Source organism: Niveispirillum sp. FG148, assembly GCF_057809655.1.
The window spans coordinates 45,562-59,801 of the sequence record NZ_JBMDKJ010000013.1 but is presented as its reverse complement, the minus strand read 5'-3'; the positions used below and the strand labels follow the sequence as shown (position 1 = coordinate 59,801).

Here is a 14,240-nt window from a genome sequence, read left to right as displayed (position 1 = left end):
TCAGTCCTGCCCGTCGTCCGTCTGGGCTGTCATCCGGCCGCGGAAGCCCATGGCGACCAGATAGGTCTCGCTGCTGTCCTGGCGGCTGGCGGCCGGCTTGGCGTGGCGGACGCTGGTGAAATCCTTCTTCATCTGGGCCAGCAGGTCCTTTTCCGCACCGCCCTGGAACAGCTTGCAGATGAAATGCCCGCCGGGCGCCAGCACTTCGGTGGCGAACTGATACGCCATCTCGGCCAGGCCCGTGATGCGCAGATGGTCGGTCTGGGTGTGGCCGGTGGTGTTGGCGGCCATGTCGGACATGACAATGTCGGCCGGGCCGTTCAGCAGGGATTTCAGCTTCGCCGGCGCTTCGTCAGTGGTGAAATCCATCTGGAAGGTGGTGGCGCCGGGTACCGGGTCCATCTCCAGCAGGTCCAGGCCGATCACCAGGCCGGTGCCACCCTTGTCCGATTTGGACTTTTCCACCGCCACCTGCGTCCAGCCGCCGGGGGCGGCCCCCAGATCGACGATGCGCTGGCCGCGCTTCAGCAGGCCGAACTTCTCATCCAGCTGCAACAGCTTGAAGGCGGCGCGGCTGCGCAGGCCACGCTTCTTGGCCTCCACCACATAGGGATCGTTCAACTGCCGTTCCAGCCAGCGGGCCGACGACACCGTCCGCCGCTTGGCGGTCTTCACGCGCACAGCCTGGGTACGCCCCGTGGGGATGTTGCCGGAGGATTTGGTCATGGGATCGGTGCCGTTGAAACAGGAAACAGGGATTGGTGGGGAAATTCGCCCGGAACCGCGCCGCTTACAAGGGGGCGGGGCCGCAACCCAGCCCAGAGCAGGCCTGTCAGCCCCGGCCCCGGCGGCGGCGGGCAGCGGCGGCCAGTTCGCACAGGATGCCTTCCCGCACGCCGCGGTCGGCGATGCGCAATTGCTGCACCGGCCATTGCCGCCAGATCGCGTCCAGGATGGCGCAGCCCGCCACCACCAGATCGGCCCGGTCACGCCCGACGCAGGGCTGGCCGGCCCGGCCCAGATAATCCAGGCCCAGCAGGGTTTCCGAAATGCTGCGCGCTTTGTCCCGGTCCAGGAAGGCGCCATCGACGCGGCTGCGATCATAGCGCGCCAGCCCCATCTGGATGCCGGCCAGGGTGGTGACGGTGCCCGATGCGCCCAGCATCTGCACATGCCCCTCCGGTACGGCAGCAGCGATGCCGTTGCGCTGGTCGAATTCGATCAGGCCCGCCGTTACCTTGTCCATCATGCGGCGATAATCATGCGGGCAGACACGGTCGCCGCCATAGGTTTCCGTCAGGTTGACCACGCCCAGCGGCACGGAAATCTGGTCGATGACACGGGGGCGTCCGCGCACCAGTTCCGTCCAGATCAGTTCCGTGGAGCCCCCGCCGATATCGAAGACCAGGGCATAGGGGATGGTGGCGTCCAGCAGGGGGGCGACGCCGGCCAGGGCCAGCCGCGCCTCCTCCTTGGGGCTGATAATCTCGATGCGCAGGCCGGTCTCACCCTCGACCCGGTCCAGGAACTCGTCGCAATTGCCGGCGCGGCGGCAGGCCTCCGTCCCCACGGCACGCAGATGGCTGACGCCGCGTCGTTCCATTTTGGAGCGACAGACCTTCAGGGCTTGGACCGTGCGAGCCATGGCGTCGTCGCACAGCCGGTCGCTGCGCGTCAGCCCCTCGCCCAGCCGCACGATGCGGGAAAAGGCGTCGATGACGCGGAACCCTTCCCGGCAGGGGCGGGCGATCAGCAGCCGGCAGTTGTTGGTGCCCAGGTCCAGGGCGGCCAGCACCGGCGCGCGGTTGTGACAGACGGGCGTGTCCGCCGTACCGGCCGACGCCGTCCGATCCAAACCGGCCCTGTCTGCGACACCACCTTCCACTTGCACCCGACCTTCGGCTCTCGCCCCTGTAACTGTCATTGCATCGTAACTGAACGTGGGCGGCCCGCAAGCACCGTTCAAGCAGGGCGGGCGCGCGGCGCTGCCGGCTGGCAGCAGGGGGCGGGCACGGCGGGCAAATCGCCCATGCATTTTTTTGATAAGAAAGGGGTTCACAACCCCGAAACCCGGTGCTATAAGCCCGCCCACCCCGACGGCGGTCGCGAAACAAAAGCGCGAAACGCTGTATCGGATGGGGGATCGTCTAACGGTAGGACAGCGGACTCTGACTCCGCCAGTCTAGGTTCGAATCCTAGTCCCCCAGCCAACCTCTCCTGACTGCCAGGAAAAAAGGCTCCCACCTTGTCGGTGTCGGAGCCTTTGTCATTTCCGGGGCTTGTCTGGATTAGGTGGCGTCAGGCGCCGGGTACGCGCAGCCGCGCATAATCGGCCCGCAGTTCGGCCAGCCGTACCGCAGCCGCTTCCGGATCGTGATCGACCATGTCCATGGCGGCCTGCGTGTCCCGCTGCAGCTGCTGATGGGCGGCGTTCAGTTGCAAGGCATCTTCGAACGCGGCGCTGATCAGGCGCAGGGAAGACTGAAAGGAACGGCACATCTGTTCGGTGGAGCGGCTGACGCTGCCCATCGCCGAAACCAGTTCCGGCAGGCCGGTATGTCCTTCCGCCATGCTGACCAGGGCACCGTGTATCTGCATGGCCGGGTATGTTTGTCCGGACGGGCTGGTGGGGAAGGATATGACTTGGCCCATGGTCGGGTCCTTTTCAGTGTTGGCCTGGCAGGACGCCATGGCAATTTCTGGATCAAGACTGACCCTGATATTGCCGGCGGACAATCTATCCGGAGGCTTACCTGTGCGAAGGGTTAGACCGGCCCGCGCCGCCCTGTCCGGCGATATTCCCTTCCCCATCCGTGCATATGTCCTCCTCCCATCCCCTGCGCATGTTGCATTCGTGTTATGAGGGGCTCCCCAGCGCCCCCTGATGCGTCTATATAGGGGCCGCGTCCGCGAACCCTTGGAGCCAGCAAGACCTTGGCCCGCACCACCAGCCGATATGTCTGCCAGAATTGCGGGGCGAACTACCCCAAATGGTCGGGCAAATGCGACGCCTGCGGGGAATGGAACACGCTGGTCGAAGAACAGGTCGCCGATGCGATGCCCAAGGGGCTGGGCAAGGCCGGCGGGCGCAAGATCGAATTCGTGGCCCTGTCGGGCGTGCCCAAGGATGCGCCGCGCCGGATGACGGGCATTCAGGAGTTCGACCGGGTGTGCGGCGGCGGGCTGGTCAATGGGTCGGCACTGCTGGTCGGCGGTGACCCCGGCATCGGCAAATCCACCTTGCTGCTGCAGGCAACCTGCTGTCTGGCCCAGGAAACGCGCTGTGCCTATATCAGCGGGGAAGAAGCGGTGGATCAGGTGCGCATGCGCGCCTCCCGCCTGGGTCTGGCGAACGCGCCGGTGCAACTGGCGTCGGCCAACAATGTCCGCGATATCGTTGCCAGCCTGGAAGCCACGGACGGGCCGCAGGTGGCGGTGATCGACTCTATTCAGACCATGTATATCGACACGCTGGACAGTGCGCCGGGCACAGTGGCCCAGGTGCGGTCCTGTGCGGCCGAACTGATCCGCGTGGCCAAGCGCCGGGGCATCACCCTGCTGATCGTTGGTCATGTGACCAAGGACGGGCAGATCGCCGGCCCGCGCGTGCTGGAGCATATGGTCGACACGGTGCTGTATTTCGAAGGCGAACGCGGGCACCAGTTCCGTATCCTGCGCGCCGTCAAGAACCGGTTCGGTGCGACGGACGAAATCGGCGTGTTCGAGATGGGGGAGGACGGCCTGATCGAGGTGCCGAATCCGTCCGAACTGTTCCTGGCCGACCGCCGCCGCGACATTACCGGCACGGCCGTCTTTGCCGGGCTGGAGGGTACGCGCCCCGTGCTGGTGGAGGTGCAGGCATTGGTGGCGCCGTCGCCGCTGGGCACGCCGCGCCGCGCCGTCGTGGGCTGGGACACCTCGCGCCTGGCCATGGTGCTGGCCGTGCTGGAGGCGCGCTGTGGTGTCGCCATCGGCGCCAATGACGTCTATCTGTCGGTGGCGGGCGGGTTGAAAGTGTCGGAACCGGCGGCCGATCTGGCCGTGGCCGCGGCCCTGGTCAGCAGCCTGACGGGCGAACCCGTGCCCGCCGACGCCGTGGTGTTCGGGGAGATCGGCCTGTCGGGCGAAATTCGCGCCGTCAGCCAGACCGACCAGCGGCTGAAGGAAGCCGCCAAGCTGGGTTTCAACCGGGCGCTGATGCCACAGCCCCGTCGGTCGCGCGGGGATGGATCGGCCGAGGGGCTGCGGCGGGTCGAACTGGACCATCTGTCCGACCTGCTGCCATTGTTCCAGGCGGACGTACCGCCCCGGCCGCCGCGCGGCCGGGCGGATTGAGGGGATAAGGATGGAAGGCAGCAGCCTGAACCCGGTGGACGTCGCCGTCGTCACCGTCCTGCTGATCTCGGCGCTGATGGCCTTTGCGCGCGGTTTCGTGCGCGAGGTACTGTCGGTTGCCGCCTGGATCGGGGCGGCCCTGGCCACCCTGTGGCTGTTCCCCGTCGCCGCCCCCTATACGCGCATCTATATCAGCACCCAGTACGTGGCCGACGGCGCCACCATCCTGGGCGTCTTCACCTTGTCCCTGATCGCGCTGTCCATGGTGACCAGCGCCATATCGGGCAAGGTTCAGGAAAGCAGCCTGTCGGCCATCGACCGGTCGCTGGGCTTTGCCTTCGGCGTGCTGCGCGGGGCCGTGCTGGTGTCGCTGGCCTATCTGTTCGCCATCTGGCTGTGGCCCGAACAGCCGGTCTGGCTGCGCGAGGCCAAGGCCCGGCCCTTCCTGGAAACAGGCGCCCAGATACTGCGCGGCTTTCTGCCCAATGCTGACCTGTCGCCGGCGCAGCGGGAAGCGGAACGCGCCCGCAACCGCCTGGAAGAGGCGGAGAATGCCAAGCGCACGCTGGAACGGCTGGCCAATCCGCGCCCCACATCTGCGGGGAACGCGGCTGTGCCGGAAAAGGATCGCGGCTATAATGCCGATGATCTTGGTCGCCTGGATCAGGTGATCAAAAGCACGGATCAACCCGCCGACCAACCCGCTGGCCAACCGGATCGACGTCCCGAACGGGACCAACGCTGACCCGGACCATCAACCATGACCCCACCGGACAAACCCACCCCGCGAAAGGCATTCCGCTGATGCTCACGACCCATCCGTTCGACGACGACAAGCTGCGCGAGGAGTGCGGCGTCTTCGGTGTGTACGGTCCGCAGGACGCGGCGGCCCTGGTGGCCCTTGGGCTGCATGCCTTGCAGCACCGCGGACAGGAAGCGGCCGGCATCATCAGTTTCGATGGGCAGGACTTCCCGCAGCACCGTGCGCTGGGTCAGGTCGGCGATATTTTCGGCAGCGAAACGGTCATGCGCAACCTGACCGGCAACCTTGCCATCGGTCATGTTCGCTATGCCACCACGGGCGAGCGGTCGCTGCGCAACGTTCAGCCGCTGTTCGCCGAATTCGAATTCGGCGGCTTCGCCCTGGCGCATAATGGCAATCTGACCAACGCCATGCAGCTGCGCCGCCAGCTGGTGCGTCGCGGCTGCCTGTTCCAGTCTACTTCCGATACCGAAACGATCATCCATCTGATGGCGACCAGCCGCAATGGCAGTGTCATCGACCGGCTGGTCGACGCGCTGCGTCAGATCGAAGGCGCCTATTCGCTGGTCTGCATGGCCAAGGATCAGGTGATCGGCGTGCGCGACCCCTACGGTGTGCGTCCGCTGGTGCTGGGCCGCCTGGGCGACACCCATGTGCTGGCGTCCGAAACCGTGGCGCTGGACATTATCGGTGCCGATTATGTCCGCGACATCGAACCGGGCGAGATGGTGGTGCTGGACAACGACGGGGTGCAGAGCCTGCGTCCCTTCCAGCAGACTCCGTCCAAGTTCTGCATTTTCGAATATATCTACTTCGCCCGCCCCGACAGCTTCATGGAAGGCCATTCGGTCTATGGCGTGCGCAAGAAGATCGGCGCGCAGCTGGCCATCGAAAGCAATGTCGATGCCGATCTGGTCATTCCCGTGCCGGATTCGGGCGTGCCGGCGGCGCTGGGCTATGCCGAACAGAGCGGCATCCCCTTCGACCTGGGCATCATCCGCAACCATTATGTCGGCCGCACCTTCATCCAGCCGACGGACAAGATCCGCCGTCTGGGCGTGAAGCTGAAGCACAATGCCAACCGGCATTTCATTCAGGGCAAGCGCATCATCCTGGTCGATGACAGCATCGTGCGCGGCACCACGTCGGTGAAGATCGTGGAGATGATGCGCGATGCCGGCGCCAAGGAAGTGCATATGCGCATTTCCAGCCCGCCGACCAGCCATCCCTGCTTCTACGGCATCGACACGCCGGAGAAGGAGAAGCTGCTGGCCCACCGCATGTCGGTGGACGAGATGCGCGACTATATCAACGCCGACAGCCTGGCCTTCATCTCGCTTGATGGTCTTTACAAGTCGCTGGACCATGCCAAGCGCGATGGCGACCTGCCGCAATATTGCGACGCCTGCTTCACGGGCGAATACCCGATCACGCTGACCGATTTCGACACGGCCTCGCGCGGGGATGTGACCTATATCGGGGCCAAGCGGGCGTAAGGCTTCCAGGCTTGTAAGGGCCCCTGGGCAATTGGCTCAGGGGCCCTTTCTTTTTTGGGGAAGCGGCTTCTAACAGGCGCGGACCTGTGTCAGGAATTGACGGATGCGCTGATTGAGGGCCGTGGACCGCTGGCTTAGGTCACCCGAGGCTTCGCTGACCTTCTGCGAGGCATTCTTCGTATCGTTGGCACCGCGCAGCAGGTTGACCACACGGTCATTGGCGTGACGTGTGCTCTGGTCGGCCAGTTGCACATTCTGAACGATGCCCTGCGTCACCTGGGACTGTTGTTCCACCGCCCCGGCAATGGCCAGGCTGGACTGACGCATGGTCAGGATCGTCTCGGAAATGGCGCGAAGGGCGACGACCGCGTCATGCGTGGCTGACTGGATGGCATCGACCTGCCCCCCAATCTCCGCTGTTGCCTCCGCCGTCTGCCGTGCCAGCGACTTGACCTCGCCCGCGACCACGGCGAAGCCTTTGCCCGCATCGCCGGCCCTTGCCGCCTCAATCGTGGCGTTCAGTGCCAGCAGGTTCGTCTGACCGGCAATATCGCTGATCAGGTTGACGACAATGCCGATGCGATCGGCGGCGTTGGCAAGCCCCTGAACCAGGCCATCGGTGCGGCTGGCTTCCTCCACGGCATGTTGCGCCACCTCGCTGGATTGCGCGACGCGGTCGCCGACCTCTGCAATGCAGGCGGACAGCTGCTGCGCCGCCGCGGCGACATTGGTCATCTGGTCGGAAGTCGTGGAGATGGCGCTGGCCATGCTGACAGCGGCCTCCCGCGTCGTGTCAGCGACATGGGACATGGCATCGGCGGTTTGCTGCAATTGCTGGACGGCGCTGATCGTCTCTCCCAGGGACACAGTGGCACCAGCGTCGAAATCCGCCGACATTGCGCTGATCCGGCCAATGCGCTGTTGTTCTGCCTCGGACTTGGCATGCTGCTCCACCTGCAGGAGGCGGCGCTCCTCATCATGCTGGACCAGCACGGCCAGGGCGGTCGACAGACGACCGATCTCATCCCGCCGGCCCGTCAAATCGGCAGTGACGACCAGGCCTTGCTCGCCGCCGATCAGCCGGTTGGTGATGTCGGCCAGCATGACAAGCGGGCGTGCCACGCGGCGGCTGACAAAGCCAAAGACAACGACGACGAGGATGCCCAGCGCCGCAATGCCCGCCGCCGCCAGGGCATAGGTCAGGCTGATGGCCCAGGTTACTTCCTCACGCGCCTGCAGGCGGGAACTGCTCTGCTCTGCCTTGATCTTGTCCAGCAGTTGTTCAAGCGCGTCGGCGCTGCGTTCCAGACTGCCGGTGAAGGCCAGCGTTGTCGCCACATCCCCATCGACGATGTCGAGAAGGTCACGGCTCTTGGCGACATATTTGTGCATCAGGGCTTCCAACTCCTGCTGCTTGTCGGCAAGACGATTGTTCCGGGCGACCTGGAGCAGGCGGGGCGTGTCGCCCGCAAGCGCCTCTGTCTGCGCGCGCAGGTCGTCCTTCAGCTTGTCCAATTTCTGCTGCGAGGCTTGCGTGGCAGCCAGGGCGACAAGCTGGTAGACGGCCTTGCGCTGTTCGATCAGGCGAACGTCAAGTTTGCCCAGATCGTCCTGGTCGGCGGCCATCGGGCCCAGCGCATGGTGCACCTGCCTGTCCATCGACTGGATGGCCTGGATCTGCACGGCGCCGATCACCAGCATGGTGACGGCCAGCAAGATGAAATAGATGGCAATGCGCTTGGCGACGGGCATGACCGGCACCTCCGGTTAAGCGAAGATTGCTATTGCTTGTAGATGCCACCACAGATGGCGAGACCCTGGTCGACCTGGCAGTACATCTGCTTGGGCTCGACCTTCTTGGTCGTCGGATTGGTGAACTTGTAATCCTGCCAGAAGGACTTGTTGGCCTTGGCCAGATCGATCCGTTCCTTGATGTAGAGCTTGCCGTCGATGTCCTCGGCGTCGATCAGGTCCTTGCCGATCAGCTTCTCGTTGGCGCCATGGGCCAGGCATTTGCCTGTCATGTCATAGACAACCACGTAGAGGTCACGATCGGTGAAGGGGCCGCCCTTGGTGCTGATGTCCGCAAAGGCCTTGTCGCGGCCGGACTTGTCCAGATGGGCAACAGCCTTCTGGACCATGGCGACGGCTTCCTCACGCGTGGCGGGCTTGTCATTGGCGTGCGCGGAAAGTGTCGGGTGAAGGACGAAAGCGGTGGCGGCAATTGTCAGGGCGAGCTTACGCATTATCTTATCCTTTCGCCAAGGTCGTGGCATGACCTGGCCAGGATGCGGCTTAATTCCTGAAAAGAGAGTGGTTCGTAGGGTTATATATGCTTTCGTATGGTTTTTGAGATATACTGCTTCTATGTCTTGGGTATATTATGATGTATATTGTGTTTATCGTATATGTACCATGAATTTATACTGATTAATTTTGATAACTACTCCACTCCGAATAATTCCAGCTGCCAGCGCATCTCTGCCTCTGTCATCGGATAATCGACCCCGTGGCGGGCATTCAGCAGCTTGGTGGGCGGCAATCCCGATTTCAGTTGCAGCAGCCGGGCGCAACGCATGGTCAAGCCGGCGCGCCAGGCCAGCGCCGTGATGGCGCGGGCCGATTGGGTGTCGATGATCCGCTGCACCAGGTCGGCCGGCAGGGCGGTGCGCAGGGCCAGCGCCTCGCGCACGAAGGGCTTGTCGCCCCAGGACAGCGCGTCCCAGATGGCGTTCTCGTCCAGCTTGCCTTCAGCTTTCAGGCGGGCGGCCTTGGTCTCCGGTGGTTCGCGCTTCACATAATCGCGGGCCCAGTCCAGCCGGCGCTGGGTGACGGCCACCACCTCCTGCCGGTCCTGCTTGTCAAAGCCCTTGCCAGCCAGTTCACCGCGTATGCTGTCTTCCACGATGCGGGCCAGCTTGCCCAGCAGCGACGGGGGCAGCAGCGGCTTGGCTGTGATCGTCCTGGCATCCAGGGCCGCCAGCGGCTTTTCCACCAGCCGTGACATGGTCCGGTCCGACAGGGCGGCACCGGGATTGGCCAGAAGGCTGGCCGTTGCCACCGGGTCGCCGGTGGCTGCGACGGCATCGGCCACCGGCGCCGATACATGGTCGCGTCGGGCGATGGCTTCCAGTACCCAGGGGACCGGCTGGGCGGCGACGATGGCCACCAGTTCTTCATCCGTCACGGCCGTGCAGCCGCGCAGCACCGGCTCCGCCACCTCCCGCGCCACATCGCGGGCCAGTTTGGAGATCAGGTCGGGGGGGGCTGAGGCCACGTCGCGCAGGGCGCTGGCCACGGCCGCGCGCACGCGCACCACCTGGTCGGCGGCCAGCATGGTCAGCGCATGGTGGGCCAGATCGCGGATGGCGGCATGTTCGGTGCCGGTCAGATGGGGCAGGGCGCGCGCCAGCTTGCGGGACAACAGCACGCGCACATCGGTATCGCGATCCCGGGCCAGACGCGGGGCCGCCTGCACCGGTGTCTCCGTACGGTGGGCCACGGCGCGGCGAACCAACGGGTCGTCATCGTCGGCCAGATAGAACAGCACCTCAGGCGGGACATCGGGACGCAGCGCCAGTTCGGCCCTGACCGTGGGGTCCCGGCTGCTGGCAAGGCTGCGCGCCTCCTCATAGGCCAGGGTAGCGTCGGAGGGCCGGGGGGGATCGCGCATCACGGGGGCGCCAGGGAAAGGGCGGGATCGGACATGGCCCCACGATCCTCTATCCGCATTCGCCTTTCAACGGTCAAAAACTGCCTCTCGCGGTGATAAACCGCAACAAAACCGTGTCATCATTCCCATGATTGCCCGTCGGGCAATTGTATCGCAGATGGGGGCGGGTATGCGGATAGCGGTCTTTGCCTTGGCGTTCTCGACCATGCTGGCCCTTTCGGGCGCCGCGTCGGCGGCCGAGCCAATCCGGCTGCGGGCAGATGCCTGGTGCCCCTATAATTGCGCGCCGGATGCCGAAAAGCCGGGCTACATGGTGGAGATTGCCCGGCTTCTGTTTGCCGACAGCGGGGTCGACTACCAGCTGATGCCCTGGACGCGCGCCGTGGAAGAGGCGCGGGAGGGCAAGGTGGATGCGGTGGCTGGCGCCACGGCGGAAGATGCGGCGGGGTTGGCCTTCGGTAAGCAGGCGCTGGGTGCCAGCCAGAACGTCATCATCACCCGCCGGGGAGATCCCTGGCGCTATGCAGGTCCGGCCAGCCTGGCGGGGCGCAAGCTGGCGGCTGTGCGCGATTATGCCTACGGCGATGAACTGGACGCCTATATCAAGGCTCATGAGAAGGATGGCGGCCGGTTGGAACTGGTATCGGGCGACGATGTCACCGACCAGAACCTGAAAAAGCTGCTGGCCGGCCGCGTGGACGCCGTGGTCGAAGATCGCAACGTCGTCGAATTCGCCTTGGTGGCTCAGGGCATGGAAGGGTTGGTCGAACAGCAGCCCGTGGGACCGGCCGAGCCGCTCTATCTGGCCTTCGCCCCCGGTCCGGCTGGCGCGGAGAGGGCGGCGAAGCTGGATGCGGGTATCCAGACGCTGCGCCAGTCTGGCGAACTGCGGCGAATTCTGGCTCGCTATGGCCTCAGCGACTGGCAAACGAAGTGATCGTGCATCGCATACCACCCACGATGGACATCAGCTGTTCTTACCGGCGTCCACAATGCGGTCGACCGTGCCATCCATCTGCATGCCCAGCAGCACGGCGTTGAAGCGGGTGATGATGGCCGGGTCGATATTGGCGGCGGTGGAGAAAATGACATAAGCCTGATGTTCGCTGATGCGCATCGGGTGCGCCTCCACCGCGTCCGCCTGCCCCATCTGGGCGGCGCGGGCCATGGCGATGCGGTAGCCGTCCAGGAATCCATCGATGCGACCGCGCAGCAGCATGTTCATGGCGCTTTCGCCATTCTGCACAATGACCAGATTGTCCACCAGGGCGCCGTTATTCAGCAGGCTTTCGAATTCCTGGCTGTATTTGCTGCCGGCTGTGGCGCCCAGCCGGAATTTGCTGGCAGCCAGGGCCGTCAGATCATCCAGCGGGAAATCCACCGAACTGCCCTTGCGTACGATCAGGGCATTGCGCCCCTGGCGCAACGGCTGTGAAAAAAGCCCGAAAGCCTCCCGCTCTGCCGTACGGGCCACGCCCGGCACGGCATCGACCTTGCCTTCCTGAACCAGGACCATGGCGCGCGCCCGCGGGACGGCGATCCATTCCATGGCACACGGCATGCGCCGCCCGATCTCATTGATCAGATCGACATCGATGCCGGTCGGCGGGCCTGCGCGTTGGGAGATCTGATAGGGGGGCAGGTCGGTGGCGGCCAGACGCAGCGTGCATGAAGCCGGTTCCGCCGATGCGGCCATCGGTTGGGTCGCAGCAAGACAAAGAGCCGTCAGGGCGGTCCGCAGGAACAACATATGTGAAGTCATGACGCATAGAATTCGCATAAATTTGTATGGAATGTAACAGCCAATTCGGATTGCCCCGTATGGGCCAGTCTCACACCATTGCATGGCGCCGCCAGCGGCAGGCAGGGCAGGGTCAAGCCGGCTGCACTTGCCCTATGGCGATCCGGCGGTTACCACCAAGACACGAAGTCCTTGTCAGCATTGTTGAAAGCGCCATGACCGACGGCCCCCTTTCCGTCTATCGCGCCCGCCGTGGCACCGGCACGCTGAAGGCCGATCCGGCCCAGGAACTGGCGGCGGAGAAGCTGGAAAGCCTCTGGCACGCCCTGAAGGGCTATCGCCCCGCCACCGGCCAGACGGGCTGGCGTGCCCGTTTCGGCCTGACCCGTCGGCCCGATCCGGCGCCGCAGGGCCTCTATATCTATGGCGACGTGGGCCGCGGCAAGTCCATGCTGATGGACCTGTTCTTCGAAACCGCACCGGTTGAGGAGAAGGTTCGCGTGCATTTCCATGCGTTCATGCTGAAGGTGCATGAACGCATGCATGCCATCCGCCAGGAAGGCCGCGCCAAGGGCGGGGACGAGGTGGTGGAGGTGGCGAAGGAGATCGCGGCCCAGGGCTGGCTGCTCTGCTTCGACGAATTCCATGTCACCGACATCACCAACGCCATGATCCTGGGCCGCCTGTTCACGGCGCTGTTCGAGATGGGCGTCGTCGTCGTTGCCACCAGCAACTGGCCGCCCGATGATCTGTACAAGGATGGCCTGAACCGGCAGCTTTTCCTGCCCTTCATCGCCCTGCTGAAGGACAGGCTGGACGTGCTGCATCTGGCGTCGGAGCGGGATTACCGGCTGGCCCGGCTGATGGGGGCCAAGGTCTATCATTATCCGCTGGGGGCCGGCACGAAGGAGGCGATGGCCTGGACCTTCGCCGACCTGACGGATGGGGAGACGCCGGTCGCCACCCATCTGACGGTGCAGGGCCGCCGCGTGGATGTGCCGCGCAGCGCCAAGGGCGTGGCCTGGTTCAGCTTCGATGAACTCTGCGCCCGGCCGCTGGGGGCCGGCGATTATCTGGCCATCGCCACGCATTTCCATACGGTGCTGATCGACATGGTCCCCCGCCTGTCGGAGGCGCAGCGCAACGAGGCCAAGCGCTTCATGACCCTGATCGACGCACTGTACGAGCATAAGGTGAATACCATCATCGCGGCCGAAGTGGCGCCCGAACGCATCTATGCCGAAGGCAGTCACGCTTTCGAATTCCAGCGCACGGTCAGCCGCATGATGGAAATGCAGGCGGAGGACTATCTTGCCCGCCCGCATCTGACCTGACGGGGGGAGGCCGTGCCATGACCGAAGTCCGTAAACGCTCCGTCATGATCGCCGGCCACCCGACCAGTGTGACCCTGGAGGAGCCCTTCTGGGAGGCGCTCAAAGAACTGGCGGCGGCGGGAGGTGTGTCGGTCAACGCGCTGATCGAACGCATCGATGCCACGCGCACGGGCAACCTGTCCTCGGCACTCAGGGTGTATGTGCTGATGGCGTTGCGGACGTCGAGCCCAGGCGCTTAAAGGGCCAAGGCAAGGTCGAAGGTGATGCCGCCATAGTCGGCATGCAGGCCGCCAGCATCATCCCGGTCGATCAAACCGTGATCAACCAGGGTCGCAACATCAGCATGTACATTCCGATAGTTCCGTCCAAGCCGTTGTGCCAAGGCCCGGATGCTCGATGCCGATTCTGCATGGACCGCTCGCAGCAGGTCCAATCGCCGCGGCGTCAGCACCGAGGCCGCATCCTGCAATGTGCCGAAGCTCAAGTGACGTTCATTCACGTCTTCACCGGCCACCGCGCGGTTCCAGGCAGAGATGAAGCGCTGGCCCATGTTTTCCAGGTTGGCCTTGCCACCGATATGGATATTGAGCGTGCTCATATTTCAACTTCTCCTGATGCCGCCACATCCGCCAGAAAATCGTGGATCAATTGCTCCACGCTACTGAACTGGTAAGGGAGTTCCTGGTCGCCCATGTGGCGATGGTCCCCTTTCCCGCGCTCATTGTCATAGCCGACAAGGCGCCGACCGTTCTTTCCATAGAAGAGACTATATTTGAACAAATGCTCCGCCGGCGGTACCGGGGATGGAATCCGCCAAATACGCATCTCGACAATCGCTCCCGATGGCAAGGTGCGTTTGTCCCGGAAAATCAGTGTCGCTGGCATCGTCTGATTATGG

General features: G+C 64.3%; 15 protein-coding genes and 1 tRNA gene. 7 read left to right on the top strand and 9 right to left on the bottom strand.

Annotated elements, in window-relative coordinates:
• Nucleotides 1-726, bottom strand: a complete 726-nt coding sequence (locus tag ACODTW_RS15105; protein WP_488946856.1) for an RlmE family RNA methyltransferase — start codon at nucleotides 724-726, stop codon at nucleotides 1-3.
• A 106-nt stretch (nucleotides 727-832) separates the two neighbouring features.
• Nucleotides 833-1,885: a Ppx/GppA phosphatase family protein gene (locus tag ACODTW_RS15100; protein WP_488946855.1), complete on the bottom strand. Its 1,053-nt coding sequence runs from the start codon at nucleotides 1,883-1,885 to the stop codon at nucleotides 833-835.
• 251 nt (nucleotides 1,886-2,136) lie between these two features.
• Between ACODTW_RS15100 and ACODTW_RS15095 the strand changes: the two genes are divergently transcribed.
• Nucleotides 2,137-2,210, top strand: a tRNA-Gln gene (locus ACODTW_RS15095).
• A gap of 88 nt (nucleotides 2,211-2,298) precedes the next feature.
• Here the strand turns inward: ACODTW_RS15095 and ACODTW_RS15090 are convergent.
• On the bottom strand, nucleotides 2,299-2,598 hold the full coding sequence (locus ACODTW_RS15090; RefSeq protein ID WP_488946854.1) for a hypothetical protein: 300 nt from the start codon (nucleotides 2,596-2,598) through the stop codon (nucleotides 2,299-2,301).
• Nucleotides 2,599-2,934: 336 nt separating this feature from the next.
• Between ACODTW_RS15090 and radA the strand changes: the two genes are divergently transcribed.
• The 3 genes from radA to purF are packed head-to-tail and all read left to right on the top strand — an operon-like array spanning nucleotide 2,935 to nucleotide 6,594.
• Nucleotides 2,935-4,335 carry a DNA repair protein RadA gene (radA, locus tag ACODTW_RS15085; RefSeq protein ID WP_488946853.1) on the top strand — a complete coding sequence of 467 codons (1,401 nt, stop codon included), beginning with the start codon at nucleotides 2,935-2,937 and terminating at the stop codon, nucleotides 4,333-4,335.
• 10 nt (nucleotides 4,336-4,345) lie between these two features.
• A complete protein-coding gene (locus ACODTW_RS15080) occupies nucleotides 4,346-5,080 on the top strand; it encodes a CvpA family protein (protein ID WP_488946851.1) in 735 nt (244 codons plus the stop codon).
• A 59-nt stretch (nucleotides 5,081-5,139) separates the two neighbouring features.
• On the top strand, nucleotides 5,140-6,594 hold the full coding sequence (purF, locus tag ACODTW_RS15075) for an amidophosphoribosyltransferase (RefSeq protein ID WP_488946850.1): 1,455 nt from the start codon (nucleotides 5,140-5,142) through the stop codon (nucleotides 6,592-6,594).
• A 69-nt stretch (nucleotides 6,595-6,663) separates the two neighbouring features.
• Here the strand turns inward: purF and ACODTW_RS15070 are convergent, their stop codons facing one another.
• From ACODTW_RS15070 to ACODTW_RS15060, 3 genes are all read right to left on the bottom strand, one after another.
• The gene (locus tag ACODTW_RS15070) at nucleotides 6,664-8,346 is read right to left on the bottom strand and encodes a methyl-accepting chemotaxis protein (RefSeq protein WP_488946849.1); all 1,683 of its coding nucleotides are present in this window, start codon (nucleotides 8,344-8,346) and stop codon (nucleotides 6,664-6,666) included.
• 29 nt (nucleotides 8,347-8,375) lie between these two features.
• The gene (locus tag ACODTW_RS15065; RefSeq protein ID WP_488946848.1) at nucleotides 8,376-8,840 is read right to left on the bottom strand and encodes a cache domain-containing protein; all 465 of its coding nucleotides are present in this window, start codon (nucleotides 8,838-8,840) and stop codon (nucleotides 8,376-8,378) included.
• Between the two features lie 197 nt (nucleotides 8,841-9,037).
• Nucleotides 9,038-10,267 carry a DUF2336 domain-containing protein gene (locus tag ACODTW_RS15060; RefSeq protein WP_488946847.1) on the bottom strand — a complete coding sequence of 410 codons (1,230 nt, stop codon included), beginning with the start codon at nucleotides 10,265-10,267 and terminating at the stop codon, nucleotides 9,038-9,040.
• Nucleotides 10,268-10,436: 169 nt separating this feature from the next.
• On the opposite strand from ACODTW_RS15060, the gene ACODTW_RS15055 reads away from it, so the two are divergent.
• A complete protein-coding gene (locus ACODTW_RS15055) occupies nucleotides 10,437-11,204 on the top strand; it encodes a substrate-binding periplasmic protein (RefSeq protein ID WP_488946846.1) in 768 nt (255 codons plus the stop codon).
• A gap of 30 nt (nucleotides 11,205-11,234) precedes the next feature.
• Here ACODTW_RS15055 and ACODTW_RS15050 read toward each other — a convergent pair whose 3' ends face one another.
• The gene (locus ACODTW_RS15050; protein WP_488946845.1) at nucleotides 11,235-12,017 is read right to left on the bottom strand and encodes a substrate-binding periplasmic protein; all 783 of its coding nucleotides are present in this window, start codon (nucleotides 12,015-12,017) and stop codon (nucleotides 11,235-11,237) included.
• 206 nt (nucleotides 12,018-12,223) lie between these two features.
• Here ACODTW_RS15050 and zapE point away from each other — a divergent pair, with 206 nt between their 5' ends.
• Both zapE and ACODTW_RS15040 read left to right on the top strand, forming a co-directional pair.
• Nucleotides 12,224-13,342 carry a cell division protein ZapE gene (gene zapE, locus ACODTW_RS15045; RefSeq protein ID WP_488946844.1) on the top strand — a complete coding sequence of 373 codons (1,119 nt, stop codon included), beginning with the start codon at nucleotides 12,224-12,226 and terminating at the stop codon, nucleotides 13,340-13,342.
• A 17-nt stretch (nucleotides 13,343-13,359) separates the two neighbouring features.
• Entirely contained in the window at nucleotides 13,360-13,581 is a 222-nt protein-coding gene (locus ACODTW_RS15040) for a ribbon-helix-helix domain-containing protein (RefSeq protein WP_488946843.1), read from the top strand.
• On the opposite strand, the gene ACODTW_RS15035 is transcribed toward ACODTW_RS15040, so the two are convergent.
• Nucleotides 13,578-13,940 (bottom strand): HVO_A0114 family putative DNA-binding protein, encoded by a 363-nt coding sequence (locus tag ACODTW_RS15035; RefSeq protein WP_488946842.1) that lies wholly within the window; start codon nucleotides 13,938-13,940, stop codon nucleotides 13,578-13,580. The genes ACODTW_RS15040 and ACODTW_RS15035 overlap by 4 nt on opposite strands.
• A complete protein-coding gene (locus ACODTW_RS15030; RefSeq protein ID WP_488946841.1) occupies nucleotides 13,937-14,227 on the bottom strand; it encodes a toxin-antitoxin system TumE family protein in 291 nt (96 codons plus the stop codon). Before ACODTW_RS15030 ends, ACODTW_RS15035 begins: the two co-directional genes overlap by 4 nt.
• Nucleotides 14,228-14,240 lie beyond the last annotated feature (13 nt).